Source organism: Ellagibacter sp., from assembly GCF_048412355.1.
GTDB lineage: Bacteria > Actinomycetota > Coriobacteriia > Coriobacteriales > Eggerthellaceae > Ellagibacter.
This window is the reverse complement of sequence record NZ_DBFSAP010000053.1, coordinates 22,854-47,596: the sequence shown is the minus strand read 5'-3', so window position 1 is coordinate 47,596 and position 24,743 is coordinate 22,854. Positions and strand designations below refer to the sequence as shown.

24 protein-coding genes are annotated in these 24,743 nt (G+C 62.3%); 8 read left to right on the top strand and 16 right to left on the bottom strand.

Annotated features, from left to right (window positions below):
• The first annotated feature begins 35 nt into the window (after positions 1-35).
• The 3 genes from ACMRQN_RS08810 to ACMRQN_RS08800 all read left to right on the top strand — a co-directional run bounded on the left by ACMRQN_RS08810 (position 36) and on the right by ACMRQN_RS08800 (position 3,129).
• Positions 36-809, top strand: coding sequence for an SDR family NAD(P)-dependent oxidoreductase (locus tag ACMRQN_RS08810; RefSeq protein WP_418734676.1), 774 nt, complete (start codon positions 36-38; stop codon positions 807-809).
• A gap of 138 nt (positions 810-947) precedes the next feature.
• Entirely contained in the window at positions 948-2,411 is a 1,464-nt protein-coding gene (locus ACMRQN_RS08805; protein WP_418734675.1) for an MFS transporter, read from the top strand.
• Between the two features lie 79 nt (positions 2,412-2,490).
• The gene (locus ACMRQN_RS08800; RefSeq protein WP_418734674.1) at positions 2,491-3,129 is read left to right on the top strand and encodes a hypothetical protein; all 639 of its coding nucleotides are present in this window, start codon (positions 2,491-2,493) and stop codon (positions 3,127-3,129) included.
• Positions 3,130-3,247: 118 nt separating this feature from the next.
• On the opposite strand, the gene nadE is transcribed toward ACMRQN_RS08800, so the two are convergent.
• The 7 genes from nadE to ACMRQN_RS08765 form a co-directional block, all read right to left on the bottom strand.
• Positions 3,248-4,069, bottom strand: a complete 822-nt coding sequence (nadE, locus tag ACMRQN_RS08795; RefSeq protein WP_418734673.1) for an NAD(+) synthase — start codon at positions 4,067-4,069, stop codon at positions 3,248-3,250.
• Positions 4,070-4,302: 233 nt separating this feature from the next.
• Positions 4,303-4,953: a hydrogenase nickel incorporation protein HypB gene (gene hypB, locus ACMRQN_RS08790; RefSeq protein WP_418734672.1), complete on the bottom strand. Its 651-nt coding sequence runs from the start codon at positions 4,951-4,953 to the stop codon at positions 4,303-4,305.
• Positions 4,943-5,323 carry a hydrogenase maturation nickel metallochaperone HypA gene (locus ACMRQN_RS08785; protein WP_296060354.1) on the bottom strand — a complete coding sequence of 127 codons (381 nt, stop codon included), beginning with the start codon at positions 5,321-5,323 and terminating at the stop codon, positions 4,943-4,945. Before ACMRQN_RS08785 ends, hypB begins: the two co-directional genes overlap by 11 nt.
• 130 nt (positions 5,324-5,453) lie before the next feature.
• Complete coding sequence (tatC, locus tag ACMRQN_RS08780; protein ID WP_418734671.1) at positions 5,454-6,233, bottom strand: twin-arginine translocase subunit TatC; 780 nt, start codon at positions 6,231-6,233, stop codon at positions 5,454-5,456.
• 3 nt (positions 6,234-6,236) lie between these two features.
• On the bottom strand, positions 6,237-6,788 hold the full coding sequence (locus tag ACMRQN_RS08775; RefSeq protein WP_418734670.1) for a Sec-independent protein translocase subunit TatA/TatB: 552 nt from the start codon (positions 6,786-6,788) through the stop codon (positions 6,237-6,239).
• 182 nt (positions 6,789-6,970) lie between these two features.
• On the bottom strand, positions 6,971-7,180 hold the full coding sequence (locus ACMRQN_RS08770) for a CASC3 protein CASC3 (protein WP_158050050.1): 210 nt from the start codon (positions 7,178-7,180) through the stop codon (positions 6,971-6,973).
• Positions 7,181-7,183: 3 nt separating this feature from the next.
• Entirely contained in the window at positions 7,184-8,539 is a 1,356-nt protein-coding gene (locus ACMRQN_RS08765; RefSeq protein WP_418734669.1) for an amidohydrolase family protein, read from the bottom strand.
• Positions 8,540-8,712: 173 nt separating this feature from the next.
• Here ACMRQN_RS08765 and ACMRQN_RS08760 point away from each other — a divergent pair, with 173 nt between their 5' ends.
• Positions 8,713-9,456 (top strand): class I SAM-dependent methyltransferase, encoded by a 744-nt coding sequence (locus tag ACMRQN_RS08760; protein WP_418734668.1) that lies wholly within the window; start codon positions 8,713-8,715, stop codon positions 9,454-9,456.
• 200 nt (positions 9,457-9,656) lie between these two features.
• Here ACMRQN_RS08760 and ACMRQN_RS08755 read toward each other — a convergent pair whose 3' ends face one another.
• Positions 9,657-10,103, bottom strand: a complete 447-nt coding sequence (locus ACMRQN_RS08755) for a MarR family winged helix-turn-helix transcriptional regulator (protein WP_158050047.1) — start codon at positions 10,101-10,103, stop codon at positions 9,657-9,659.
• Positions 10,104-10,443: 340 nt separating this feature from the next.
• Here ACMRQN_RS08755 and ACMRQN_RS08750 point away from each other — a divergent pair, with 340 nt between their 5' ends.
• The gene (locus tag ACMRQN_RS08750; protein ID WP_418734667.1) at positions 10,444-11,745 is read left to right on the top strand and encodes an MFS transporter; all 1,302 of its coding nucleotides are present in this window, start codon (positions 10,444-10,446) and stop codon (positions 11,743-11,745) included.
• 45 nt (positions 11,746-11,790) lie between these two features.
• Here the strand turns inward: ACMRQN_RS08750 and tsaD are convergent, their stop codons facing one another.
• Together tsaD and tsaE are read right to left on the bottom strand one after the other, a co-directional pair.
• On the bottom strand, positions 11,791-14,616 hold the full coding sequence (tsaD, locus tag ACMRQN_RS08745) for a tRNA (adenosine(37)-N6)-threonylcarbamoyltransferase complex transferase subunit TsaD (protein ID WP_418734666.1): 2,826 nt from the start codon (positions 14,614-14,616) through the stop codon (positions 11,791-11,793).
• Between the two features lie 63 nt (positions 14,617-14,679).
• On the bottom strand, positions 14,680-15,174 hold the full coding sequence (tsaE, locus tag ACMRQN_RS08740; protein ID WP_158050045.1) for a tRNA (adenosine(37)-N6)-threonylcarbamoyltransferase complex ATPase subunit type 1 TsaE: 495 nt from the start codon (positions 15,172-15,174) through the stop codon (positions 14,680-14,682).
• A 386-nt stretch (positions 15,175-15,560) separates the two neighbouring features.
• On the opposite strand from tsaE, the gene ACMRQN_RS08735 reads away from it, so the two are divergent.
• A complete protein-coding gene (locus ACMRQN_RS08735) occupies positions 15,561-16,643 on the top strand; it encodes a M24 family metallopeptidase (RefSeq protein ID WP_418734665.1) in 1,083 nt (360 codons plus the stop codon).
• A 51-nt stretch (positions 16,644-16,694) separates the two neighbouring features.
• On the opposite strand, the gene ACMRQN_RS08730 is transcribed toward ACMRQN_RS08735, so the two are convergent.
• From ACMRQN_RS08730 to ACMRQN_RS08715, 4 genes are all read right to left on the bottom strand, one after another.
• Positions 16,695-17,549 (bottom strand): bifunctional 5,10-methylenetetrahydrofolate dehydrogenase/5,10-methenyltetrahydrofolate cyclohydrolase, encoded by an 855-nt coding sequence (locus ACMRQN_RS08730; RefSeq protein WP_417304524.1) that lies wholly within the window; start codon positions 17,547-17,549, stop codon positions 16,695-16,697.
• A gap of 29 nt (positions 17,550-17,578) precedes the next feature.
• Positions 17,579-18,193 (bottom strand): cyclodeaminase/cyclohydrolase family protein, encoded by a 615-nt coding sequence (locus ACMRQN_RS08725; protein WP_418734664.1) that lies wholly within the window; start codon positions 18,191-18,193, stop codon positions 17,579-17,581.
• 142 nt (positions 18,194-18,335) lie between these two features.
• The gene (locus ACMRQN_RS08720) at positions 18,336-20,024 is read right to left on the bottom strand and encodes a formate--tetrahydrofolate ligase (protein ID WP_418734663.1); all 1,689 of its coding nucleotides are present in this window, start codon (positions 20,022-20,024) and stop codon (positions 18,336-18,338) included.
• Positions 20,025-20,046: 22 nt separating this feature from the next.
• A complete protein-coding gene (locus ACMRQN_RS08715; RefSeq protein WP_330033350.1) occupies positions 20,047-20,826 on the bottom strand; it encodes a type III pantothenate kinase in 780 nt (259 codons plus the stop codon).
• Between the two features lie 152 nt (positions 20,827-20,978).
• On the opposite strand from ACMRQN_RS08715, the gene ACMRQN_RS08710 reads away from it, so the two are divergent.
• Both ACMRQN_RS08710 and ACMRQN_RS08705 read left to right on the top strand, forming a co-directional pair.
• Entirely contained in the window at positions 20,979-21,674 is a 696-nt protein-coding gene (locus tag ACMRQN_RS08710) for a response regulator transcription factor (protein WP_418734662.1), read from the top strand.
• Positions 21,675-21,775: 101 nt separating this feature from the next.
• Positions 21,776-22,696, top strand: a complete 921-nt coding sequence (locus ACMRQN_RS08705) for a sensor histidine kinase (RefSeq protein WP_246155865.1) — start codon at positions 21,776-21,778, stop codon at positions 22,694-22,696.
• A 76-nt stretch (positions 22,697-22,772) separates the two neighbouring features.
• Here ACMRQN_RS08705 and ACMRQN_RS08700 read toward each other — a convergent pair whose 3' ends face one another.
• Together ACMRQN_RS08700 and ACMRQN_RS08695 are read right to left on the bottom strand one after the other, a co-directional pair.
• Positions 22,773-23,885 (bottom strand): beta-ketoacyl-ACP synthase III, encoded by a 1,113-nt coding sequence (locus tag ACMRQN_RS08700; RefSeq protein WP_418734661.1) that lies wholly within the window; start codon positions 23,883-23,885, stop codon positions 22,773-22,775.
• A 105-nt stretch (positions 23,886-23,990) separates the two neighbouring features.
• On the bottom strand, positions 23,991-24,602 hold the full coding sequence (locus tag ACMRQN_RS08695; protein WP_418734660.1) for a biotin transporter BioY: 612 nt from the start codon (positions 24,600-24,602) through the stop codon (positions 23,991-23,993).
• Positions 24,603-24,743 lie beyond the last annotated feature (141 nt).

Sequence of the window (24,743 nt, the reverse complement as noted above, 5' to 3'; positions counted from 1 at the left end):
GGGCGGGCCTTTCTGCATACCGAGAGGAGAGGGAAATGACGGAGAGGGATTACTACGACTTGAGCGGGCGCGTGGCGCTCATTACCGGTGCAAGCTCGCATGGCATCGGCAATCAGAGCGCAAAGACGCTCGCCGCGCACGGGGCAAAAGTGTTTCTGGTTGCCCGTCGAGAGGAGAAGCTTCAAGAGGCCGTCGCCGAAATCGAGGCGAACGGTGGCGAGGCATCGTATTTCGCGGGCGACGCCTCGAGTGAGGAAATCTGCAAGGCGGCGGTCGAGAAGTGCATCGCCGACTTCGGACGTTTGGACATTATGGTTTTGGCTGCGGGCACCTCGGGCCTTTCCGAGCGCAGCATGGAAGATGCCTTCAACACGGAGAATTGGCGCAACATCTTGGCCGTTAATCTGGATATCGTCTTCTTCATGGTGAAGTATGGCTGGGAAGAATGCGCCAAAAACGGCGTGGGCGCCATCATCCCCGTCGGATCGCTCGCATCCTGGCACGCCGCCGGATCTACGGCCTACACGGCCACCAAGGGAGCCATCCGCGCGCTTACGCAGAAGTGGGGCAAGCTGCTCGGGCCCAAGGGCATTCGCGTCAATACGCTCTATCCCGGCTTCATCGACACCGACATGACCCACGGCGCCACTAAGATGGAATCCTATATCAACTCCGTTATCGGAAAAATCCCCTTGGGACGCTATGGCAACGTCGACGACTGCGCGAATGCCGTGCTCTACCTGGCAAGCGACGCATCGAGCTTCATGAACGGGCAGCACCTCGTCATCGATGGCGGCGAGCTCGCCTAAAGAAACCTCGGGAAGATGGCGGGGCCCCGCCGCAAAACCGGACCCCGCCTTTCTCGGCCAAACAACAATCGGCTTGTTCGTGATAGTAGCGCATTGAAGAGCGCCTTCCAATATCGCGAACGTTACAAAGGAGTAACAATGCCTGAGAACACTGCAGAGCAGGTCCAGCAGACCAATGCTTTCATGAGAGCCCCTGAAGGGAAAAAACTCCTTACCGTTATAGGTGTGTACTGCGGAATCATCGCAAACCTCCTCATCTCGACCTCGAACGCCACCGTGCTGCCCGCCGCCGCAGCGGACATCGGCGGCATGGACATCTACGGCCTGGCGCAGAGCATCTCGAGCGTGCTCTCCGTTGCCCTGATGCCCGTTTTCGGCTTCATCGCCGCACGCAACCCGCACCTGAAGCGCATTCTGTGCACAATCGGCCTCGCCGGCGGCGCCTGCGTGCTTCTGGTGCGAGCCGTTGCCACCAACATGATGATAATTGTGGTAGCAAACGTTTTCTGGGGTATGGTGTCCGCCGCCGTCTTCGGCGTGGGCTTCACCATCATCCGCGACGTCTACGACCGCAAGAAAGCAGGCTTTTACCTAGGTCTTGTGGGTACGGTCATGTCCGCCGCAACGCTCATCGGCCCCATTGTCGCCGGCTTCGTCATCGACACGCTTGGCTGGCGCGTGTGGACGTGGATCTGCGTCGCCGTTCTCGTCATCGGCGCGCTCGTCACGTTCTTCGGCGTGAAAGTGAAGAAAGAAGAGGTCGCCGACCTGGCTTCTGCGGGCAAGAGCTTTGACGGCTTCGGCGCCATCTGCGTCATGATTGCCTTCGCAGCGCTCATCGTCGGCCTCTCTATGGGCACGAGCTATGTGAAGTTCGGCACGCCGCTCAACACGGCACTGCTCGTCATCGCAGTCGTATTTCTCATCCTTCTGGCCATCAACATCAAGAAAAAGGGCGACGACGCCATCATCCCGATCGATACCCTCAGAAACCGCAACGTGCTGGTTCTCACCGCTTCCAACTTCCTGCATAACTTCGGTTCGATGACTATCGTCTTCTTCATCGCCGGCTTCATCATGCGCACCCTGACGAACGACCCCATCTGCCAGACCATAGGCTCTGCGACCGCCGCCGGGCTCGCATCCGCGCTCATGGCAGTGCTCGGCCTGGTGCTCGGCCCGATCTTCGGCAAGATGATCGCCAAGGCTGGCACCGCCAAGACCGTCATGACCATCGGCAACGTCGTGCGCGTCGTCGTCATGGCATGCTTCGTGCTCTTCCTCGTGCCCGGCGTACCCGTGTGGGTCATCTACGTGCTCATGTTCCTGGCTGGCATTTTCAACTCGCAGCAGCAGGTCACGCAGTCGGCAGCACCCCAGATCATGCTCACCGCCAAAGAACGCACCATCGGCAACTCCACCATCCAGCTCGGCCAGAACCTGGGCGCGGGTATCGGCATGGCCGTGTTCACGCTGATTTTGGCTGTCGACCCCGCTGGCGGCATGCGCATCTGCATGGTCGTGGCGCTCGTCGCCTGGATCATCCTGCTCTTCATCACTTTCTTGCTGAAAAAGCCTGCGCCCGAGGAGATGGAAGGCTAGAGGGCCCTCGTCAATTGAAAGCATCGCTCGCCGCGCGGCGCACCCGTCCGCGGGCGCCTTCAAGAGAGGAATCATTCCCATGAGTAACGTTATCACGAAGGATTACACCGACTACTTCAAGGGCCGCGACTGGGTCCACATGCCGGGCTTTTACGCGCAAGATTGGCGCAAGTTCATGACCGATCACAATCGCGTCTTCGGTTCCGGTCCGTTCTTCTACACCACCAACACCTTCTCGCGCCTGCTCTTCCATGGCGACGAAATCGACTGCACGGGCCTGGAGTTCCATGCCGCTTACGGCGCCTGGGGAAGCCATACCATCGAGGTCGTCGAGCCCGTTCCCTTCAGCGTTCCTACGATGTTCAGCGAGATCAATAGCGAAGGCGAGCCTGGCTTCAATCACCTGCATATCTTCGTTGAAGATTTGGAAGAAGCGCAGGACGCATGCGAGTTCCTCAAAATTCCGGTTATCACGGTGGGATACCCCGACATGGCGAACGCGATTGAAAAGGCGAAAGCGACTGGCGCGGACGTCGAAGCGATCAAAAAGAACGCCGGCAAGGCATCCTTTATGGTATGCGATATGCGCAAGGAACTTGGCTTCGCCGTGCAATTGATTACCCCACGAGCTCAAGCGCTCCACAGCGCCATCATCGGCGCCAAGGACAAATGGGACGGCAGCGCGGAAACTATGTTCATCCCCCTCGGCGGAAAATAGCCCTCCGAACGGATGGCCTCCCATTATCCCAGGAGGCCATCCTCCCCCAATACCAATTCCCTCGCAAGCGGCGTACGGAAGATCTCGCAGACTTCCGTGCGCCGCCCATTTATCAACCTTACCCGTAGAACTTCACGTCGGGGAAGGGAGGCTCTTGGGCTCGCTTGAACGCGTAGGAATCCACTCGCGCGAGCAGGCCTGTCGCCTGCATGATGTCGAAGCCCAGCGCATCGCACGCGTCCTCTACCGACTGCCCCTGCTCTTGCACGGCAATCAGCAACTTGTCGAGGGTCTCATAGTCGATGCCCATAGAGGCCTCGTCCTTCTGGCCGGGAGCGAGCTCTGCGCTCGGCGGCTTCACAAACACGTTCTCGGGAATGGGCTCGACGTCGCCCGCCGTGCGCGCCTGCTCGTTGCGCCAGCGGCCCACTTTGTAGACGTCGGTCTTGTACAAGCCGCCGAGCGGGGCAAACGCGCCCGCCGTGTCGCCGTAGAGAGTGGAGTAGCCCATGGCAGCCTCGGACTTATTACCGGTGTTCACGAGCATCCAGCGATTCGCGTTCGAAAGGGCCATGAGAATCACCATGCGGCAACGCGCCTGCGTGTTCTCGGAAGCCAAACCCTCGAGCTTTTCCTTATAGGACTTGCGGATGACCTGCTCAAATGCCTCGAACGGCTCGCAGATCGACACCGTATGGCTCTCGATGCCGAGGTTTTCCGCCAAGGCGAGGGCATCATCGATGGAATGACCAGTCGAGTAGGGACCGGGAAGAAGCACACCGTGCACGTTCTTGGCGCCGAACGCGTCAACCGCCATGACCGCCGTCACCGACGAGTCGATGCCGCCCGAAAGACCGATGACGACTTGCGAGAAGCCAGCGCCCTTCGCGTACGCTGCGAGCGCATCGACACATGCCTGATACTTGTCCCCAGCTTTCATGGAGCCTCCTTGCGCAATAATCCGCGTGATGCGACTAAGTATGCCAGCAAATTGTTTCAGGCGCGTTGCAACCTACAACCTCACAGGTTGAACTCCACCTTCGACCCAAAAGGCCGCGGGCGGGGGTCCCGCGCGCAGTTCCGCAGCGCAGCGAGGACTGTCTGAGCACGGGACCCCTGGCCACGACCACAACCTCGCAGGTTGAACTACGGCAGGCAACCCCGCAGGTCGAATTACGCCTTGCGGATGCGCTCGGCGAGCCAGCTCGTCCACGCCTCCAAGCCCTCGCCCGTCGTCGCGGAGAGAGGGAAAATGGGAGCCTGCGGGTTCAGCTGGTTCACGCTTTCCTCGAAAGCTTCCTGATTGAAGTTGAACACCGGCATCGTGTCCACCTTGTTCAAGATGACTGCCTCAGAAACCTGGAAGACGCCAGGGTACTTGAGCGGTTTGTCGTCGCCTTCCGGCACCGATAAGATCATGACCTTAGCATTCTCACCCAAATCGAAGTCCGTCGGGCACACAAGGTTGCCCACGTTCTCCACGATGATCAGGTCGAGGCGCTCAAGGTCGAGCACGTCGATGGCGCGCTTGATCATGGCGCTTTCCAGGTGGCATGCCCCACCGGTGTTGATCTGCACGGCGGCGATTCCCTGCGCCTTGATCTTCTCGGCGTCGACACTGCTCGCGATATCACCCTCGATGACGGCGATGTTGAACTCGTCGCGCAGCGCGTCGATCGTGGCCAGAATGGTCGAGGTCTTGCCCGACCCCGGGCTCGCTAGAAGGTCGACCACGTAGACGTGGTGCTCCGCGAACCGTTCGCGCAGCTCACGCGCAATTGCGTCGTTCTTATCGAGAATGAGCTGCTTCATATCAATCTTCATGGGAATCTCCTTCCTCATCGTCGGGCAGGTCGACTTCGATCGAATCGATCTGCAGCTCCCGCCCGCACAGAAGCTCGGTTGCGAACCCATCGCATTCCGGGCAGAACATATGGAACCTATCGTGCTCGAAGACGGCGCCGCATTCGAGACAGCGGCTCTTCGGCTTGATCATATTGATGGTAAGCTCGGCGCCCTTCGCATACGGGTCGTCCTCGGTGAGGGCCTCCCACGCGAACACGAGCGCGTCCTCGATCGCCTCGGTCATCTCGCCGATCGACAGGTTGACCTTCAGAAGACGGGTCGCGCCCGAATCGCGCGCAGCTTTCTCAGCGGCCTCGATGACGCCCGTCATGATTCCCAGTTCGTGCATGAAACCCCCATCGCGAAAGGCGTCTTCCCAGACGCGCCGTCCATCCGCCTTCTATGGTAGTAGAACGCAGATATACACGTAAGGCCACCCTAGACGAGTGGCCTTAACCGAATCAACAAAGCGAGGCGAGCTACCCCTCCGCTTCCTCCGCAGCAAGCTCGGCGTTCTGCTTCTTGATGCGCTTCGAAAGCACGATACGCGCCAGCAGAAGCGACACCTCGTAGAGCACGATGAGCGCGGCGAACATGAGCAGCATCGTGATCGGGCTCGCGTCCGGGGTGATCATCGCACAGAGCACCATGAGCACGACGTAGATGGTGCGCCACTGCCCGCGCATCTTCTTGTAGGGAATGATGTCGAAGATAACCAGGTAGAACACGACGACCGGCAGTTCGAAGGCAAAACCGAAGCCGATCTCGAACTTGATGATGATGTCAAGGTACGACGACGCCTGCGGAAGCACTTGCGCGCTCATGCCGTACGCCTGGTCGGTGAGCCACTGGAACGCCGGGTCCAGGATGATGAAGTAGCAGAACAGCGTGCCGAAGATGAACAGGAACACCGCGATCGCGAACGTCGGGATGAACCACTTGCGCTCCTTAGGCTTGAGCGCCGGCAGGAAGAACGCGAGAATCTGCCAGAGGATGACAGGCGAGCACGCGACGACCGATGCCCAGAAGGACAGTTTGAAACGCGTCGCGAACGCGTCGAAGGGCGTCGTGTACATGCCTTGCTGGAATCCCTCGGGAAGGAACTCCGAGATAGGCGCGAACAGGATGACCGAAAGCGTCGGCGTTGCCATGTAGAACACGCAGACGGCAATGAGCAGCACGACCACGATACGGACAAGGCGCATGCGCAGCTCGCCCAGATGGTCGAAAAGGGGCATTCGGGCAGGACCGATAGGCATCGCTTACTCCCCCTTCTCTTCGCTTGCGGGCGCGTCGGCGGCTGGCGCCTTCGCTTCCTTGCTTTCAGACACGCTGGCGTTGCCGTAGAGCTCGTCGGCCGTCGGCTTCGCGTCGGCCTTGCTCGCCTCGGCGCGTGCCGCGGTCGCAGCAACCGCATCGGCAGCCGCCTGCTTTTCGGCCTCGGCCTTCTCAGCCTCCTTGCGAGCAGCACGCTCGCGGTCGTAGCGCGCTTTGCGCTCGGAGAAGCTCTCCTGCTTCGCGTCCTTCGCGGCGTTCACTGTAGACGTTGCGGCCTTCTTCACGTTCTTCGCACCCGATTCTGCGGCGTTGCCCATCTTCTCGAGCGCGTCGAGCGGGTTCTTGAACGGGTCTTCTGCGTCGGGGTCGAAGATCTTCTCTTCCTTGATGACCTTGTTCATCTCATCTTGGGCGCTGCGGAACTTCGCGATGGCCTTGCCAAGCGTCTTCGCCATGGCGGGAAGCTTGTCGGGGCCGAAGATAAGGAAACCGAACAGCAGAATGAGGAAAAGCTCAAATCCACCTATGCCAAACAAAATAAACTCCTTCGGAGGAACAAACCGGAAAGGGTTGCCACGCGTACCGAACCATTATCGAGCACAGCAGCGGTCTATGGTAGCACACCGCGCACCACGCCACGATTTCCGCACGTTCCCCTCAAACGAAAAAACAGCCGGGCAGCCCTGCGGCTCGCCGCAAGACCGTCCGACTGCCACCGTTACGCCGTGAGCACGGACAGCGCGATCGTGGGAATGCCGAGCGCCAGAACTAGAATCACACACACGACCACAGTGAAGATCTTCTTCATCTTAGCCGAGCGCTCCCGTTGCGCTTGCGCCCGCGCCTCACGTTCCTTCGCCGCCTTGATGCGGTCGCTTTTCTGCTGCGCCGTCAGCTTCTGCTGCTTGTTGCCGGATTTCTTGGCCATGGGTTACAGCCTCAGCTTTCCGCGGATCTCGATGACGCGGGCAATGTGCTTGGCAACCTCCACGTCGATGTGCCACTTATCCCGCTCGTAGAGCGTCTTGCCGTCGACCATCGTCATGATGACGTCGGCGGAGGTGCAGGTGTTCACCATTGCCGAGACGGGGTTTGTCGAAGGCGACTGCTGCGAGCTCGAAAGATCGACCGCGATGATGTCAGCGCGCTTGCCGATTTCAAGCGACCCGATCTCGTCGTCGAGCTTGAGCGCGCGGGCGCCGCCGATGGTCGCCATCTCGAGCATCGACTCGGAATCGAGGAAGCGCCCGACGTTGACAGCGCGCTGTATAAGCATGCCAAGACGCATCTCGGAGAGCATGTCGGTCGAGTCGGTGGCGGCGGGAGAGTCGGTGCCGATGCCAACGCGCAGGCCGGCGCGCATGAACTCGTCGACGGGCGCCACGCCCATGCCGAGCTGCGCGTTGCAGCGCGGGCACACGGCGATGGCCACGTTGTACTCCTTGAGCTTCCTCACGTCTTCCTCGTCGGTGTGCACGCAGTGGATGGCAAGCACGTTGGGGGACTCGAAAGCGCCCCAGTTCAGCGCATAGCGAACAGGGGAAACGCCCGTCGGGAGCCAAGGCGGGATCTCGAGGAAGCCGCGGCGGACCGACTCGCCGTGCACGGAGAACGACGAGGAGCCGCGCTTCACGAAGTAGTACTCCTCGCGGCTGCCGGCAAGGTGCATGGCCACGGGCAGGTCGTCGCGCGTGGCGAGCTCGGAGACCCTGCCGAACACAGCGGGGTGGCACATGTAGATGGGAGCGGGCGCGATGCCGATCGAGATGCGGTCGGGATCCACTTCCTGGGACCAATGCATGATGTCGTTTTCGGCGGCGCGCATGGCGTAGTCGATGCGGCGCTTGTCCATGACGCCCACCTCGCGATAGACCACGCCGCGAAGGCCGAGCTTCTGGGCCGCCGTGCAGGCAGCACCCGTGGTGGTGATGTCCGCCACGCAGGTGATGCCAGATGCAAGCGCGTCCAGGCCGCCCAAGATGGCGGAGTCGTACCAGTCGGACACTTCCATCTTCGCGGAGAGGGCGGCGACGGAAGCGAGCCAGGTGATGTAGGGTACGTCGTGCACGATGCCCCGCATGATCGAGTTCTCCATATGAGTGTGGAGGTCGACCAGACCGGGCATGATGGCGGCCGTTCCGTAGTCGAGCACCTCTTCGTCCGGATAGCGCAGCCTGAGCATCTCGGTTTTGCCGATGTCCCGAATTCGTCCGTCTCGAACGAGAACGGCGCCCCCGACGATGGGGTCGGAGGTGACGGGCAGAACATATTGTGCGCACAACAACATAGCTTGAGCCTCACTCGCCCTTGGTTTCATTAGTCACGATATGATAACACTGGGTTCGCCCATCCCCCGAATCCACACCTTGGCAATCGGCGACGGGGAGAAGGCGGGCGATTTGGCGTATACTGAAGCGTCCCGCAGACAAGCGAAAGCGTCACATCAGGAGCACGACCACCATGAGCATCGACACCGCAACGGGCAAGGAAGCGCCCGCCGAGATATCTTCCGAACGCGTGAAGGATATTTTCTCGTCAATCGCCAAGAAATACGAGCGGTTCAACGCCGTATCGAGCTTTGGCGCCTACAAGTCATGGCTCGCAGGAATGATGAGGCAGGCCCCCATCGAGCCGACCGACGACGTGCTCGACATCGCGGGAGGCACCGGGGACGTCACCTTCACGGTGGCGCGCGCGAAGCATCCGCGCCATATCCAGTGCACCGACCTGGTAAACGAGATGCTCGACGTGGCACGAGCGCACTACGCCGACGGGGCCGCATGCGGCGTGCCCGTCGATTTCGAGGTGGTCGACGCGCAGGACATCCCCTACGCGGACGCAAGCTACGACGCTCTCACCATGGCATACGGCATCCGCAACATGCCCGACCGCCCGCGCGCGCTCTCCGAGATGTTCCGCGTGCTGAAGCCGGGCGGGCATCTGGTGTGCCTGGAGTTCTCCACGCCGCCGAACGCGGTGTGGCGCGCGCTGTACAACTTCTACCTGAAGCACCTGATCCCCTTCTGGGGCGGCCTTATCACCGGGGACAAGGCAGGGTTTGTGTACCTGTCGAAGTCCATCAAGGCGTTCCCGAACCAAGAGGGCCTCGCGAAGATGATGCGCGAGGCGGGGTTTATCGACGTCACCTGGAAGAACTACACCGGCGGCATCGCCGCGGTGCATGTGGCGAAAAAGCCCGAGTAACGACGAGGACCCCGCAGCGTGATGCGAGGCGTAACGACGAGGACCCCGCAGTTCAATGCGGGGTCCTCGTTTCGTAAGCGCTGATGCGCGATGCCCATGCAAGCTCCGCTGAAAGCAGCGCCTTTTAGGCTGAGCGGGCTGTCCGAGCGGCACCGCCCGCAGAGGACGGTGCGAACCGGACAGCTCGCGCAGCTTGACTTCTATTTGCCGCCGTCGAGATTGCTCTCACTCCAGTGGTCGGAGAGCTTCTCGAGCAGGCTAATGAGCTCGGCTTTGTCGTCGTCGGAGAGAACCGAGAACAGCTGCTCGTTGTACTTCGTGCGCTCGCGGGAGCAGCGGCGGGCTTCCTTCTTACCCTCCTCGGAAAGCGAGACGATTACCGAGCGACGGTCCTTCTCGCTCGGGGTGCGCTCCACAAGACCTGCGCGATCAAGGCGAGCGATCTGCTCGGAGAGCGTCGCGGCGCGGACGTTCATGACCTCCGCAAGCTCACGTTGGCTCACCGGACCAGTTTTCAACAACGCCGACAGGGTGCCGGAGCGCCCACCGGATCGGTTTCCGCGATGGACAGCGACGTGCGCACAATGATGGAACAAATCGACGAGCTGTGCATCCTTGTTCTTCGGCTTCTTACTCTGGGATGCCATGAGGTCTCCCCTCTCGTTTCGAGGCGGTGTTTTGACTTGCTCATTTGATACACTTTTTTCCCTTATGCAACAAGGTATCTAAGGTCACACTACACAGTTACCGCACAAAGTTGCGACTGGGACGAAAATGCACCAGTATCACCAGATTTTACGTGTAATCGTAAAATTATTGTTGACGCATGCTTTCTCCAAAAATCGTCCATTTTTGCACGGGATGGGGACATCGTTTTCACCACTTATCATTAGATTCCTCCCAGTATTGCCCCTTGCGCATCATCGCTCAGCTTGCGAATCTTTCGCGCCATCTATGCAGGTCCCGAGAAATCGCTATGATGGGCACATGGGAAAACGAGCCTCGAAAAACGACGATTCGCGCGGAGGAAGCCCACGCGAGCAGCTATGGTCGACCACCTTCGTCTTGGTTGTCGCCTCAACGTTGTGCTGCTTCATGGTGGGCCAAGGGCTCAACTCGAGCACGTCGGTCTATGTCGCCCTCTATGGCGGAACCGCCGCGTACGCTGGCGTTTTGGCAGCCGTGTTTTCGGGAGCGGCGGCCGTCGTGCGCCTGCTCTCGGGGCCGCTGATCGACGGGCGCGGGCGCCGCATCGTGATGCTCGTGGGATTCCTCGTGCTCATCGTTGGCACGATGGGGCCGCTGTTCACCCACGACGTCGTTCCCTTCGTGACCTTCCGCTTTTTACAGGGCGCGGGCTTTTCCGCCGCGACCACTGCATCCGCCACCGCCGCCGCCGATGTGCTTCCCTCCTCGCGCATGGGAGAGGGCATCGGTTACTACGGGCTAGGCCAGGCGATCGCCATGTCAATAGGGCCCGCCTTCGCACTCGCCCTCGTGTCGATGGACCCGGCTGAGAACCTCTTCATCGGCGCGACGGCCGCCGCCGCGCTCGGGCTCGCGCTGATCTTCTTCTGCCGCTACGAAAAGCATCCCGAAACGCTGCCCGAAGAGGCGGTCTACCGGCGCGAACGCGAGGAAAAGCGCACCAGGAGCGAGGGTGCCAAGAGCGAGGGTGCCAAGAGCGAGGGAGCACGGCGCGAGGGCTTCATCTCGCGCATCTTCGAGAAGCGCGCGCTGCCGGGCACCCTGCCCACCCTCGTGATCGCCCCGGCGTTCGGGTTCGTGATCTTCTTCGTCGGCCTTTACGGCACCTCGCTCGGCGTGGGGAACGCGGGGCTGTTCTACACCCTGTCCGCCGTGAGCATGATTATCGTACGCCTGAAGTCGGGCGCGTTCATGGACCGCTTCGCTCCCATCAAGATCCTGCCCGTCGCCTTGGCGTTCGGCGTCGTCGCGTTCGCCATGCTCATCGCCTGCGGGACCGTCCTCGACAGCTCGCCCGCACGCGACGCGGTGTTCTACCTGGCGGGAATCGTGTACGGTCCCTGCATCGGCATCGTGAACCCGCTCAATCAGGCGGTGGCAGTGAAGAACACACCGCCCGAGCGCTGGGGCGCCGCGAACGCGCTGTTCCAGCTCGCGATCGATGTCGGCATCGGCTGCGCGAGCGTCATCTGGGGCCTCGTAAACGACAGCTTCGGGTTCCCCGTCACCATCTGCTGCGTGATATGCTGCGCCGTGGCGTCGTACTTCGTCGCGCGCGCCGTCTACCCGAAAGAGGATTAGAGGGCGAGACGCGGGCACGCCGATGCGAGCGGAGCGCGTCCCGCCCTAGTAGGGTTCGTCGAGGTTCACGTGCGCCTTAGCGTCGAAATCGAAGGGGAAGAACTTTTCCTGCTTGTAACGATCGAGCGCGACGAGCGCGATCATCCCCGCATTGTCGCCGCATGCCGAAAGGGGCGGCAGCACCAGGCGCACACCCGCCTTCGAGCACATCTTCTCGTACGATGCGCGGAGCACGGGGTTCGCCGCGACGCCGCCGCCCACGCAAAGCGTGCGAGCGCCCGTCATATCGAGAGCACGCTTCGCCTTCGCCACCTGCACGTCGACCACCGCCGCCTCGAAGCTCGCACAGATATCGGGCACGTTGAGCTCGCGCCCAGCCTCCCGCTCGCCGTTGATATAGGTGACGACCGCCGTCTTCAATCCCGAAAGCGAGAAGCGCAAATCACCCGAGTGCATCATCGCGCGCGGGAAGGCGATGGCGCGCGGGTCGCCTTTCGCACCGTAGCGCGAGATCACGGGCCCGCCGGGGTATCCCAGCCCGAGCGCCTTCGCGACCTTGTCGAACGCCTCGCCCACCGCGTCGTCGATGGTGGTGCCGAGCGTTTCGTAGTCGCCCCAGCCCTTCATGTGGACGAGCATGGTGTTGCCGCCCGACACGAGCGACACCACGGCAGGTGGGGTGAAATCGGGACATCCGATACGATTGGCGTACAGATGGCCCTCCAGGTGGTTCACGCCGATGAGCGGCACGTCCGCCGCCCACGCCGCGCCCTTCGCGAACGCAACGCCCACCACGAGCGCGCCGACGAGCCCCGGCGCATATGTGACGGCCACCGCGGAAAGATCGCGCCAGCGAAGCGATCTCATCCCCAAGTTTTTCGCTGCGACCTCGAGGCATTCGTCGCATACGCCGCAGATGGCCTCGATGTGCTTGCGGCTTGCGATCTCGGGGACGACGCCACCGAAGCGCGCGTGGAAGTCAATCTGGCTTGCAACCACGTCCGAGGCAAGCGCCCCTTCCCCGTCGACGATCGCCGCGGCGGTCTCGTCGCATGAAGACTCGATCGCCAGGATAAGCGGACGCGATGCCCCCGCCGCACCGACGGCGGTCGCCTGCACGTCGTGCGAGGCGTCGACTTGCAGCTCCATGCCCGCGACCAGCCGCGATGATTCCTCGGCAGGCTCTGTCGCACCCACGAGAGCCGCCAGATCGCCCTGCATGATAAGCGCATCCTCGCGGTCGGAGTAATAGCGGGGACGCGTGCCCACGGGCGTAAGGCCAAGCGCCTTGTAGAGCGCCTGCGCGCCCTCGTTGCCCGCGCGGACCTCGAGCGAAACCGTCTGCGCACCGAGGTTGCGCGCGTCGGCCGCAACATGCGCGAGCAGCTCGCGAGCGATGCCGCGGCGGCGCCACGCCGGGTCCGTTCCCACTTTCAGGATCTGCACATCGCCGTCGACCACCCAGCCGCCGGCATACCCCACAAGCGTGCCCACCTCGCCTGGTTTGCCTTCGCTCGCGTACGCCGCCCACCAGGTGCGATCGCGCCGCGGGATCTCGTCGGCCACGAGCGACTCGTTCCACGCATCGCTTCCCATGATGCGCGACTCGAGCGCCGCGACGCACCCCACATGGGAAACGTCGAGCGGCTTGTACGATATTCCCTGCTCATCGGGCGGAGCCACGAGAATAGACTGCTCGTGAAGCGTGGCATGATGTGCAGGCGAGGTCTCCTCGTAAGCGGGTGTCTTCCCCGCGAGCGAATGGACGAGCGACGGATGGGCCACCGCCTCGGCGTCTTGGACGCCCGTGCGAAGGTTCGCATCGGGAACGCCCGGCTTCGCCTCGCCCTCACGGGCCGCACCTTCGCGAGCCGCGCGGGCTGCACGGGCACGCTCGTTTTCTTCCGCATCGGACAGGCGCGTGTACACGGGGAGCGCAAACGCCGGGTTATGACGCACTGCGTCGAACGGGTCGCATTCCCCGCTGCGCCACCCAGCCTGAAGCGCAAGGAGAAGCCCTGCGCCCGTCGGCGTCCATGTGTTCTCGGGAAGAGCCTCCCCGCATGGCGCGAACAGGTCGCGATACTTCTTCAGCGCATCCCCCGCAAGGAGAAGCCGCTGACCACATGGATCTGAGGCCCGAAGAGGCTGGGGGGCATACTCCGTGCTCAAACAGTCCTCGCTGCGCTGCGGAACTGCGCGCGGAGCATGCCCCCCAGCCTCAGGAGCGTCAGCATAAGATAGCAGCTCATCATCGCCGCTTTCGACGCCCTTCACAAAACGAGTTCCGCACGAGCCGGAAGCGCCAGGGGTCGTCGTATCGCATTCCGCAAGCTCTTCAGCGGCCAAATCCGCCTTCACGACGCGGTCGGCCTCAAGGCGATGCGCACCCGCATCGTCGACGAGATAGCGGACGGGATAGACCTCCTTGCGCATAGCGTCGGCCACCACGGCGACCTCGCCGCGTGCGCCAAATTCCCAAACGCCCCAAGCCACCGCGTCGAGCGAGGACACGCCAACAAGCCCCACCTCGAGCGCGCTCGCAATGCCCTTTGCCGTCGCCATGGCGATGCGCACGCCGGTGAACGAGCCGGGGCCGCGCCCGACACACACGCACGCAATGTCCCCGCGCGCGATCCCGTTTTCGGCGAGTAGCGCATCAATACGGGGGATGAGCTGGGTGTTCGATTGGCGGCGCGCCTCGATTTCAGCATGTGCGACAAGCTCGATCGCGCGCGCTTCCTCGTGAAGCACGCCCACGCCAATGGCAATCACCTCGTTGGCAGTGTCGAAGGCAAGCACGTAGGCGGGTTCGTGGCAGGGCGCATCGACGCCAAGCGCAGCCGATGCCGGAGATTTCGTTTCGCTCATAGTATGCAATGTTTCCGTTTCAGAGGGAGAATCGTTCGTGCGCATGATAGCGCACCACGCGCGTCAGTTCAGCTTCGATGACGTTTTCACCAGATGAGAGCGCGAATCGTTCGACCATACACACAGAAGCTGGCGCGCCCTGTCGCCGACGGAGTGAACCCGCACGACGCGGGAGCCGTCGTCGCTGACGGTAATCGAAACATCGAGATAACCGTAGGGCAGTTCCTCAGGGAACTTCTCGCCCCATTCGAGGAACGCGACGCCATCACCTTCGACGAGGTCGTAATAGCCGACGTCTTCCAACTCCGAGGCATCTTCCAGACGGTAAAGGTCGAAGTGGTAGAGCGGAACCGAGCCCGAGGAGTATTCGATCACGATGTTGAAGGTCGGGCTGACCACGTCATCGGTTATTCCCAGACCAGCCGCGACGCCTTGGACGAACTGCGTCTTCCCCGCGCCCAGATCGCCCGAGAGCACCACGACATCGCCCTCATGGAGATACGGCGCGAGCGTCTGGCCGAGCTTCTTGGTCGCCTCGGTGGAAGTGGTTTTCCGCATGTATGAAAGTCCGTTTGCCATGCGCCCATCATACGCCCTGCGCCAGGCGGACGGAGCAACCCGACAACAAACGCATGAAAGCGCACTTCCTTGGTGCCCTCCGCCGCGCAAGAGGCAAGCACCCCATCTGCCTGAGCCGAGTCGCCTTCGATGTTCCGCCATGTTGGGCGCTGCTCCAACTCGCTCAAATGGCCGCGAACAAGGGATTTTGCTCGCCCCGACGCCCGCCCGCGCGATTCACGCTATAGTAAACGAAACGAATCCGCTCGTCGCAGCGCGCATGGCGCAAACACCGCAGCCCATGCGTCGTAAGCGCCCCGATTTGCGCGCTGCGAGAGCTCAGACCGCCGACGCCCGGTCGCGGCGCAGCACGAGAAAGGACCACCATGTACGAACAGCGCATAGAAACCGTTCACCACCTGCTCGGAGAGATGGGTCTCACGCAGATGATCGTGAGCGACCCGCGTTCCATCCAGTATCTCACCGGCGCTTACGTGGAACCGGGCGAGCGGTTCCTGGCACTCGTGATCACCAAGGGGAAAGTGCCCGTCCTTTTCTTGAACCGCCTGTTCACAGCCCCGAAATCACTTCCCTGCGAAGTGTTCTCGTTCGACGATGTGGACAACCCGCTTCCTGAGGTGGCAAAGCTCCTGCACGCTGAGGAGACCTGCGGCGTCGACAAGAACCTCGCCGCCCGCTTCCTCGTGCCGCTTATGGAGGCGCATGCGGCGAAGTCCTTCGCCCTGGGGTCTCCCGCCGTCGATGGCGCGCGAGCCATCAAAAGCGTCGAGGAGCAGGAGCTCATGCGCGCGGCGTCGGCGACGAACGACCAGGCCATGATACGTTTTCGCGAGCTCGTGCATGAAGGTGCGACCGAACGGGAAATCGCTGACGAGCTCGAGGGAATCTACCGCGAGCTGGGCGCTTCGGGACACTCTTTCGACCCGATCGTGAGCTTCGGCGCAAACGCGGCAGACCCGCACCATATGCCCGATGACACGAAGTTGAAAGTCGGCGACGTCGTGCTCTTCGATGTGGGATGCCGCCAAAGCGAGTACTGCTCGGACATGACGCGCACCTTCTTCTGGAGCGAGCCGACCGCCAAGCAGCGCGAGGTGTACGAACTGGTGCGCCGCGCAAACGAAGCGGGCCGCGCAGCGGTACACCCCGGCGCACGCTTCTGCGACATCGACAAGGCGGCGCGAGATGTCATCGCCGAAGCCGGATACGGCGAGTATTTCACCCATCGCTTAGGGCATCAGATCGGCCTTGACGAGCACGAGCCGGGAGACGTCTCTTCGGTTCACGACGAGGAAGTCCAGGTCGGGATGTGTTTCTCCATCGAACCGGGAATCTATCTGCCAGGCGAGTTCGGCGTGCGCATCGAGGACTTGGTGTGCGTGACCGACGACGGCTGCGAGGTACTCAACAGCTACCCCCGCGAACTTGCGGTGCTAGGCCCCCGATAGCTCGACGGTGCGAAGCGAATCGCGCACGCGAGAGGCCGCCGCACGGCGGCCCTACCTCCCCGCCATCTTCTCGGCGGCATCCACCACATGTGCCATGGTGACACTCGTCGTGACGGTGCCGATACCACCGGGTACGGGAGTGATAGCGTCAACGACGGGCTCGACCTCGTCGAAGTTCACATCGCCGCACAGGGTACCGCGCGAATCGAAGTTGATGCCCACATCGAGCACCGTCTGCCCCGCACGGAAGTATTCCTTGCCGAACGCGCGCGCGCGACCGACGGCGCAGATGACGATGTCGGCCGTCCGGCACAGCTCGGGCAGGTTCTCGGTGCGCGAATGGCAGATGGTGACGCTCGCATTGCGGCGCAGGAGCATCATCGAGACGGGCTTGCCCACCACAAGGCTTCGGCCGATAACCACAACGTGCTTTCCCACCAGGGGAATCTTGTAGAAGTCGAGAATCTCCACGCACGCTTGCGCCGTACAAGGAGGAAACCCATCGCTCGAGTCGGTGAACACGGAGGCGAGCGACGCAAGCGAGATGCCGTCGATGTCCTTCTCCGGCGAAAGCATGTTGCACAGCGCCTTCTCGTCGAGAAAGCTCGGCAGGGGACGAAACATCAGACAGCCATGCACGGTCTTGTCGTAGTTGATGGATTGCAGCGTCGCTTGCACAGCAGCCTGCGGCGCCAGGTCGTCCAGCACGTATGGCTTGGTGGCAAGCCCTAGGCTGGCGGCGCGCTTCTTCGCGGTGCGCTCGTAGGACAAATCGTCGGGGCGCTCCCCCATGCGCACGAGCGCGAGCGTGGGCTCGACGCCTCGCGATTTGAGCGCCTCGATGCGACTGCGCAGATCAACCGCCATATGATCGACGACTGGTTTTCCTTTGAGAAGCGTTGCCATAATACACCTTAACCCTTGAGGTCCCTTACCTACGAAACCTCTTTGACCACAAAATCGAACAGCTCATCGCAGCGCTCGCGCGTCGTCGACGCGATCGCCGAAGCCTCCTCGCGAACGCGGAGCGCCCTTGCGGGGTCGTCCATCGAAGCCGCGTTGATATACACGTTCAAGCTTGCGCCATCGACCGCCGCCCGGGCGAATGCAGCCGAAACGCCCGCGTCCGACCTGGCCATTCGTCTGCCATGGTGCGCCAGATAGTCGGCATGGTCGACCACGCGCGCCACCGTGCGCATGATATCAAGCGGCACCTCGGTCGCCCCGACAAGCGCTCGCTGGATCGCATCCTGCTTCGCCGCAAGCTCTTCTGGCGTGCCCTTCGGCATGCGGTACGCCGCGGCAAGGGGCTTAAACGCGCGCGCATCGGCATCAACAAGCTCGATCAGGCGGGAGCGAAGCCCCTTAAGCTCCTCAAGGTGATGCATGGCTTCACCCTCGACCTCGGCATATGTCTTCTTTCCCACCGTGAGATTGCCCACCATGGACGCGAGCGCCGCGGCGAGCGCGCCGACGTACGCCGACGCCCCGCCCCCGCCGGGAGCGGGGGCCGCGGATGCAAGTTCTTCAACGAAACAGGTGTCTACCATCAAAGTCTCTTCCTCGTTTCAAGCCCTCAAACTGATAGGACAATTAGGGTACGGTAACCCACCATTGTTTCGAGCATGCAACGACTGCCGCGAGCGCTCGCGCACCACTGCACGAGCGCAGAGCTGTCGAAGCGGGTTTTCTTTAAAACAGCCCCGTGATCTTTCCGGTCTCGTCGACGTCGATCTTGAAGGCGGCAGGCGATTTGCCCAGGCCTGGCATCGTCATGATGTTGCCCGTGAGAGCCACCACGAACCCGGCGCCGGCGCTCACCTTGACGTCGCGCACCGTGATGCGGAACCCGCGCGGCGCGCCAAGCTTCTTCTGGTCGTCGCTGAAGCTGTACTGGGTCTTCGCCATGCACACGGGCATGTCGCCGAAGCCGAGCTTCTCCAGTTTGGCCAGCTCCTTTGCCGCCTTGGCATCGAAATCCACCCCGTCGGCGCGATAGACGCGCGTGGCGATGGCTTCAATCTTCTCGCGCAGGTTCAAATCGCCGTCATAGGCGAACTGGAACGTGTCGGCGCCGCGGCCGGCCTCGTCGCCCTCGTTGCACAGGCGCACGACCTCGTCTGCCAGCGCCAGGCCGCCTTCGCCGCCCTTCGCCCACACCTCGGAGAGCGCCACGTTCACGCCCAGCTCGCGGCACTTGTCCTCGACGAGCTTCAGTTCTGCCTCGGTGTCGGACGGGAAGCGGTTGATCGCGACCACGCAGGGCAGGTTGAACACCTGGGTGATGTTCTCCACATGCTGCAGCAGGTTGGGAAGGCCCGCCTCGAGCGCCTCGAGGTTCTCCTCGTTGAGCGCGTCTTTCGCCACGCCGCCGTGGTTCTTAAGCGCGCGAACCGTGGCCACGACGACGACGGCGTCGGGCTTGAGGCCTGTCAGGCGGCACTTGATGTCGAGGAACTTCTCCGCGCCCAGATCGGCACCGAAGCCAGCCTCGGTGATGGCGTAGTCGCCAAGCGCCAAGGCCATCTGCGTCGCCATGATGGAGTTGCAGCCGTGCGCGATGTTGGCGAAGGGGCCGCCGTGGATGAACGCGGGCGTGCCCTCGAGCGTCTGCACGAGATTCGGCTTGAGCGCGTCCTTGAGCAGCGCGGCCATAGCGCCCTCGGCGTGCAGATCGTGAGCAGTAACGGGCTGGTCGTCGAAGGTGTAGCCCACCACGATGCGGCCGAGGCGCTCCTTCAAATCGGTAATGCTCGTTGCCAAGCAGAAAATCGCCATGACCTCGGATGCCACGGTGATGTCGAAGCCGTCCTCGCGGGGCACGCCGTTGGCTTTGCCGCCCAGGCCGTCGACGATGTTGCGCAGCTGCCGGTCGTTCATGTCGACCACGCGCTTCCAGGTGATTTTGCGCACATCGATGCCGAGCTGGTTGCCGTTGTGAATGTGCGCGTCGAGCATAGCCGCAAGCAGATTGTTCGCAGCACCGATGGCATGAAAATCGCCGGTGAAGTGCAGATTGATATCCTCCATGGGAACGACCTGGGAATATCCGCCGCCCGCAGCTCCGCCCTTGATGCCGAACACGGGGCCCAAGCTCGGTTCGCGCAAGGCGACCATCACGTTCTTGCCGCGCTTCGCGAGAGCATCGGCCAGGCCGACCGTCGTGGTGGTCTTGCCCTCGCCCGCCGGCGTGGGGTTGATCGCCGTCACGAGCACGAGCTTGCCCGGCGTATGCTCGTTCTCGCGCAGAAGGTTGTAGTCGACCTTCGCCTTGTACTTGCCGTACATCTCGAGATACTTATCGTCGATACCCGCCTTCTCGGCAATCGCGTCGATGCGCTGCGGCTGCGCAGCCTGTGCGATTTCGATATCACTTTGCATGTCGACCCTTCCCTTCAGATGTTTAATTTCCCGCCTTGGTGCATTCAGCATACACAAGGCGCAGCCCGACGAGCGTCAAATCGGGCTGGACGGCGGTGATGGTACGCGAGTGCCCGGCGATAAGGGGCGCAAGCCCGCCCGTCGCGACGACTGGGGCGTCGTATCCGAGCTCCTCGACCACACGGCGCACAAGACCGTCGGCGCGATCAGCCTCGCCATAGACGATGCCCGCCTGCAAGGCCTCCTCGGTGTTGCGCCCGATGGCGTGATGGGGATCGATCAGGTCGATCGCAGCCAGACGTGTGGCGTGGGAGAACAGCGCCGCCGCACCCGTCTGGACACCCGGCGCGATGATGCCGCCCAAAAAGCGCCCTTGCTTATCGACCACCTCTATGTTGGTCGCCGTGCCGAAGTCGACGACAATGACAGGAGAGCCGAACAGCTCGCGCGCCGCGACGGCGTCGGCCACGCGATCCGATCCAATCTCGCGCGGGTTGGGATAGTCTGCGTCGAAAAGCGAGCCCGCCGTCTTTGCCGAGCATACAACGGCGCGAACGCCCGCCAAATCCTGCACCGCACGCGTCCAAGCTCCCGTGAGCTGGGGTACCACCGACGCGAGCGCCGCACCCGTGATGTCGCTCGCCTGGAGGTTCTCGGACTGGAGCAGCGGCAGAAGCTTCACGCGCAGCTCGTCGGCGGTATGGTCGCGGTTGGTGGCGACGCGCCACATGCGATCGAGGCTTTCCCCCTCGTAGACGCCGATTGCCGTCTGGGTGTTCCCCACATCGATGACAAGTAACATGATTTTGACAGTCTCCCTTCGCCGCACACGGCAAACGCGAATTGTCTATAGTGGTAGCTGGCATAATACTACCAGGAAAGACGCCGCAAGCACCGCCCGTGCGCGAACGGCGACGGCTGCAAGCGCCCACAACAGCAACGAGGAGGAATGCCATGCCCGATGCGCCCGCACGCATTCTCGTAGTCGACGACGAACCCTCCATCACGGAATTCGTCGGGTACGCGCTACGCAAGGAAGGATTCTCGGTCGATGTGGTCGACAACGGCGAGGACGCCCTTTCCCGTGCGATGAAAAACGATTACGACCTGTTCGTTCTCGATATCATGCTGCCGGGAATCGACGGCTACGAGCTCTGTCGACGGCTTCGCACGCACACCTCGTCCCCCGTGTTGTTCCTCTCCGCGCGCGACTCCGAGCTCGACAAGGTCGTTGGACTTGAAATCGGAGGGGACGACTACCTGTCCAAGCCCTTCGGCGTGCGCGAGCTGATCGCGCGCGTTCGCGCCCTCCTGCGCCGCAGCCAGGGCGAGGATTTCGCGAAGAACTCGAGCGCCATCACCGCAGGGGGCATCACCTTGAACGAGGATGCGCACACCGCAACCGGCGACGCGGGAGACATCGACTTGACCCCGCGCGAGTTCGAGCTGCTCGCAGCGCTGATGAAAAACGCGGGAAAAGTCGTTTCCCGCGAGGACCTGCTGCGCGATGCGTGGGGCTGGGAATACCTCACGGAAACGAAAACGGTCGATACACACATCAAGCGGTTGCGTGATAAGATTTCGAGCGCCGGATACGATTCCGGCCTCGTGGAAACGGTTCGCGGCTACGGATACAGGTTCAAGAAATAAAGCAACTGCAGACATATTTCGCGCTTCTCGCAACGCTGTTCGCCATCCTCGCGGCCGTCTTCGCAATCGCGGTGTCGCATTTCGCGTTCGGACTTCGACCCTTGGCGTTCTTCCTTTTGGTGCCAGTCGCCGTATTCACGTTCGCCTTTAGCCTGCTCATTGGGCATTTTCTCTCCGAGCCGCTCACCCGCTTGGCGGCGCGCCTTCGCGACTTCCGCACCGGCGACCCCGCGCCGACGACCATTCCCATCGATGGGCGTATCGAGGAGGTCGATCGGCTTACGGTGAGCTTGAACAGGCTTTCCGAGACTATCCGAACGCAGCAGGAAAGCCTCGCCTCGCGCGAAAGCCGCGAGAGCACGTTTGTGAGCGATGTGGCACACGAGCTGCGCACCCCACTCACCGCGATTCGGGGGAACGCCGAGATGCTGTCGGATCCCGACCTGCCGCCCGCAATGCGCGAGAAGTTCACGGGCATCATCGTGGAGGAGAGCCGCCGCCTTTCGAACCTGGTGAACGACTTGCTTGCATTGCAGCGGCTGGAAAGCGGCAACATCGCAACCGAGTTCTCGCGCGTCGATTTGGGACAGGTGGCACGCGAAGTGGTGGATTCCCTTTCGCCGCTTTTGCGTGAAAGAGAGGCAAATTGCCAGGTCATAGGCGAGGCGCCCGACGTGCTCGGCAACCGCGACCGGTTAAAACAGGTCGTGTTCAACTTGGTGGAGAATGCGAGCCGCTTCATCGAGCCAGGCGGGCATATCACCGTTGAGCTCATGGGAGCACGGGGAAATTCCGTCCTCTCCGTGCGCGACGACGGCTGCGGCTTGGGCGATGCTGACCCGAAGCTTCTGTTCGATCGGTTCTATCGAGGCGACCCGTCGCGCAACCGCGGCACGGGAGGCACGGGACTCGGGCTTGCCATCGTGAAGTCCGTCGTCGATGCGCACGACGGCACGGTCGAGGCGTTTAACCTGCCCGACGGAGGCGCCTGCTTCCTCGTGGCCATCCCCTCGATTGCGTAAGAGCGCAGCGCAAGTTGACTACGCTTCGGGCCACGCCCTCGAACATAGCCCGCAAAACAGCTGAGCCTCGGCTTGCTTACACCTCGTAGAGCACGGCGCCGCTGGTAAGCCCGCCGCCGAAGGCCACGAGAATCACCTTGTCGCCCTTCTTGATGCGCCCCGATTCGTACGCGTCGGAAAGCGCCATCGGCACGCAGGCGGAAGAAGCGTTTCCGCGATCGCCAATGGAAACCTGGAAGCGGTCGAGCGAAAGCCCGCAACGCTTGGCAGCGTATTTGATGATGCGCTCGTTTGCCTGGTGAGGCACGATAAGCTTCACGTCGTCGATGTCCACGTCGGCGCGCTTGCACACCTCGTCGATGGCGTTGCCCATCGCACTGGCGGCGAACTTGAAGATAGTCTGCCCGTGCATGAAAAGGGACTGACGCGGACGACCGGCGGCGACAGCCTCAGTCACGCCAAGTTCCTCGTCGATGCGCGCGTTGCCTGGGTCGCCCGCAACGGCAGCTTCCTTCGAAACGCCGTTCACATCGAAGGGCTGAGGCGAGTCGAACGCGGAGGGGCAGGTGAGCGCATTGGTGTCGTCATCGTCGTTCTTCATGTAGGTAGCGAGCACGCCCGCGCGGTCCTCGTCCCATTCGACCACGGCAGCCCCGCCGCCATCGCCGAAGAGCACGCAGGTCGTGCGATCCTCCCAGTTGGTGATGCGCGTCAGGCGCTCGGAGCCGATCACAAGCGCACGGCGAACCTTGTTGCGACGGCCAGCGCCCGCGACGCCCGCCGCGCTTGCCGCCATCATGGATTCCGCAACGCTCATCGCATAGATAAAGCCCGAACACGCCGCGTTCACATCGAAAGCGACGGCGTTCACCAGGCCCAGGCGACGGCGGACGAGCGCCGCGCACGAGGGCACGAGCACATCGGGCGTGCACGTGGAATACACCACAAGGTCGATGGACTCAGGGTCGATAGGAGCCTCGCAATAGCCGCCCTCGACAAGGCCCATCGCCTGACGCGCGGCACCTTCGGCCATATCGACGTTCGTTTCCCCAACGGCGATGCGGCGGGACTTGATGCCCGTGCGCGTGGTGATCCACTCGTCGCTCGTGTCGACAAGCTGGGTAAGGTCGTCGTTCGCGACGGCAAGCGCGGGAAGAGATTTCCCGCAACCGATGATTGCGCAGCCCACTAGTCACTCCCTCATAGAAAGCGCAGGCGAAAATCGCCTGCGCATGATGGTTGCTTGTTTCCAAGCGATTATAGCACGCACCCCAAATGTGCGCGAAATGGGTATTTAGCGAACCGCAGCCTTCACGGTGCGAGCGCACGCGACGGCGGCAAGAATCTTCAGCACGTCGACCACCACGAAAGGCGCCACACCGGCAAGGAACGCGGCCTCAGGCGAGATGCCCATGACGAGCATCAGCTGCAGCCAGCCGCAGAAGTACGCGATCGCGGTGAACACGAGGCCCGCGACGATTTCGGCGGCGGCGTTCTTCAGGAACGCAACGAAACCGCGCTGGTCGGAGGCGTTTGCCTTGTCAGCTGCACCCATGCGACGGCGCAGCACATAGAGCAGCCCCGCGGCAGCGGCGACGCCGAAGATATAGCCCCACAGAAAGCCGCCGGTCGGACCCATGAGCTTGGCGATTCCGCCGCTCATGCCGGAGAACACCGGCAGACCGATGGCGCCGAGCGCGAGATACAGCACGATGGCGGCGATGCACTCCTTCGGGGAGAGCATCACAATGGCGAAGGTGATGGCGAACATCTGCAGCGTGAAAGGTACCGGTCCGAGCGGCACGGTAACCCAGGCGGACACTGCCATGATGGCAACAGCCAAGCCGATGAATGCGATCGAGCGGGTGCGCGACGCCGTGCTAGCGCCCTTCTTAACTTGTTCCACTTGCTGTACCTCTTTCGGGTCAGATGACAATAACGTTGAAACTCTACCAGTCAACTTCGAATTACGTGGTTCGAACGCGGAATTCCACAAGAAAGCTAGCTTGCGCAGGGCCTGCTGCCCCGCTCACCCCAGCCCAGGGCC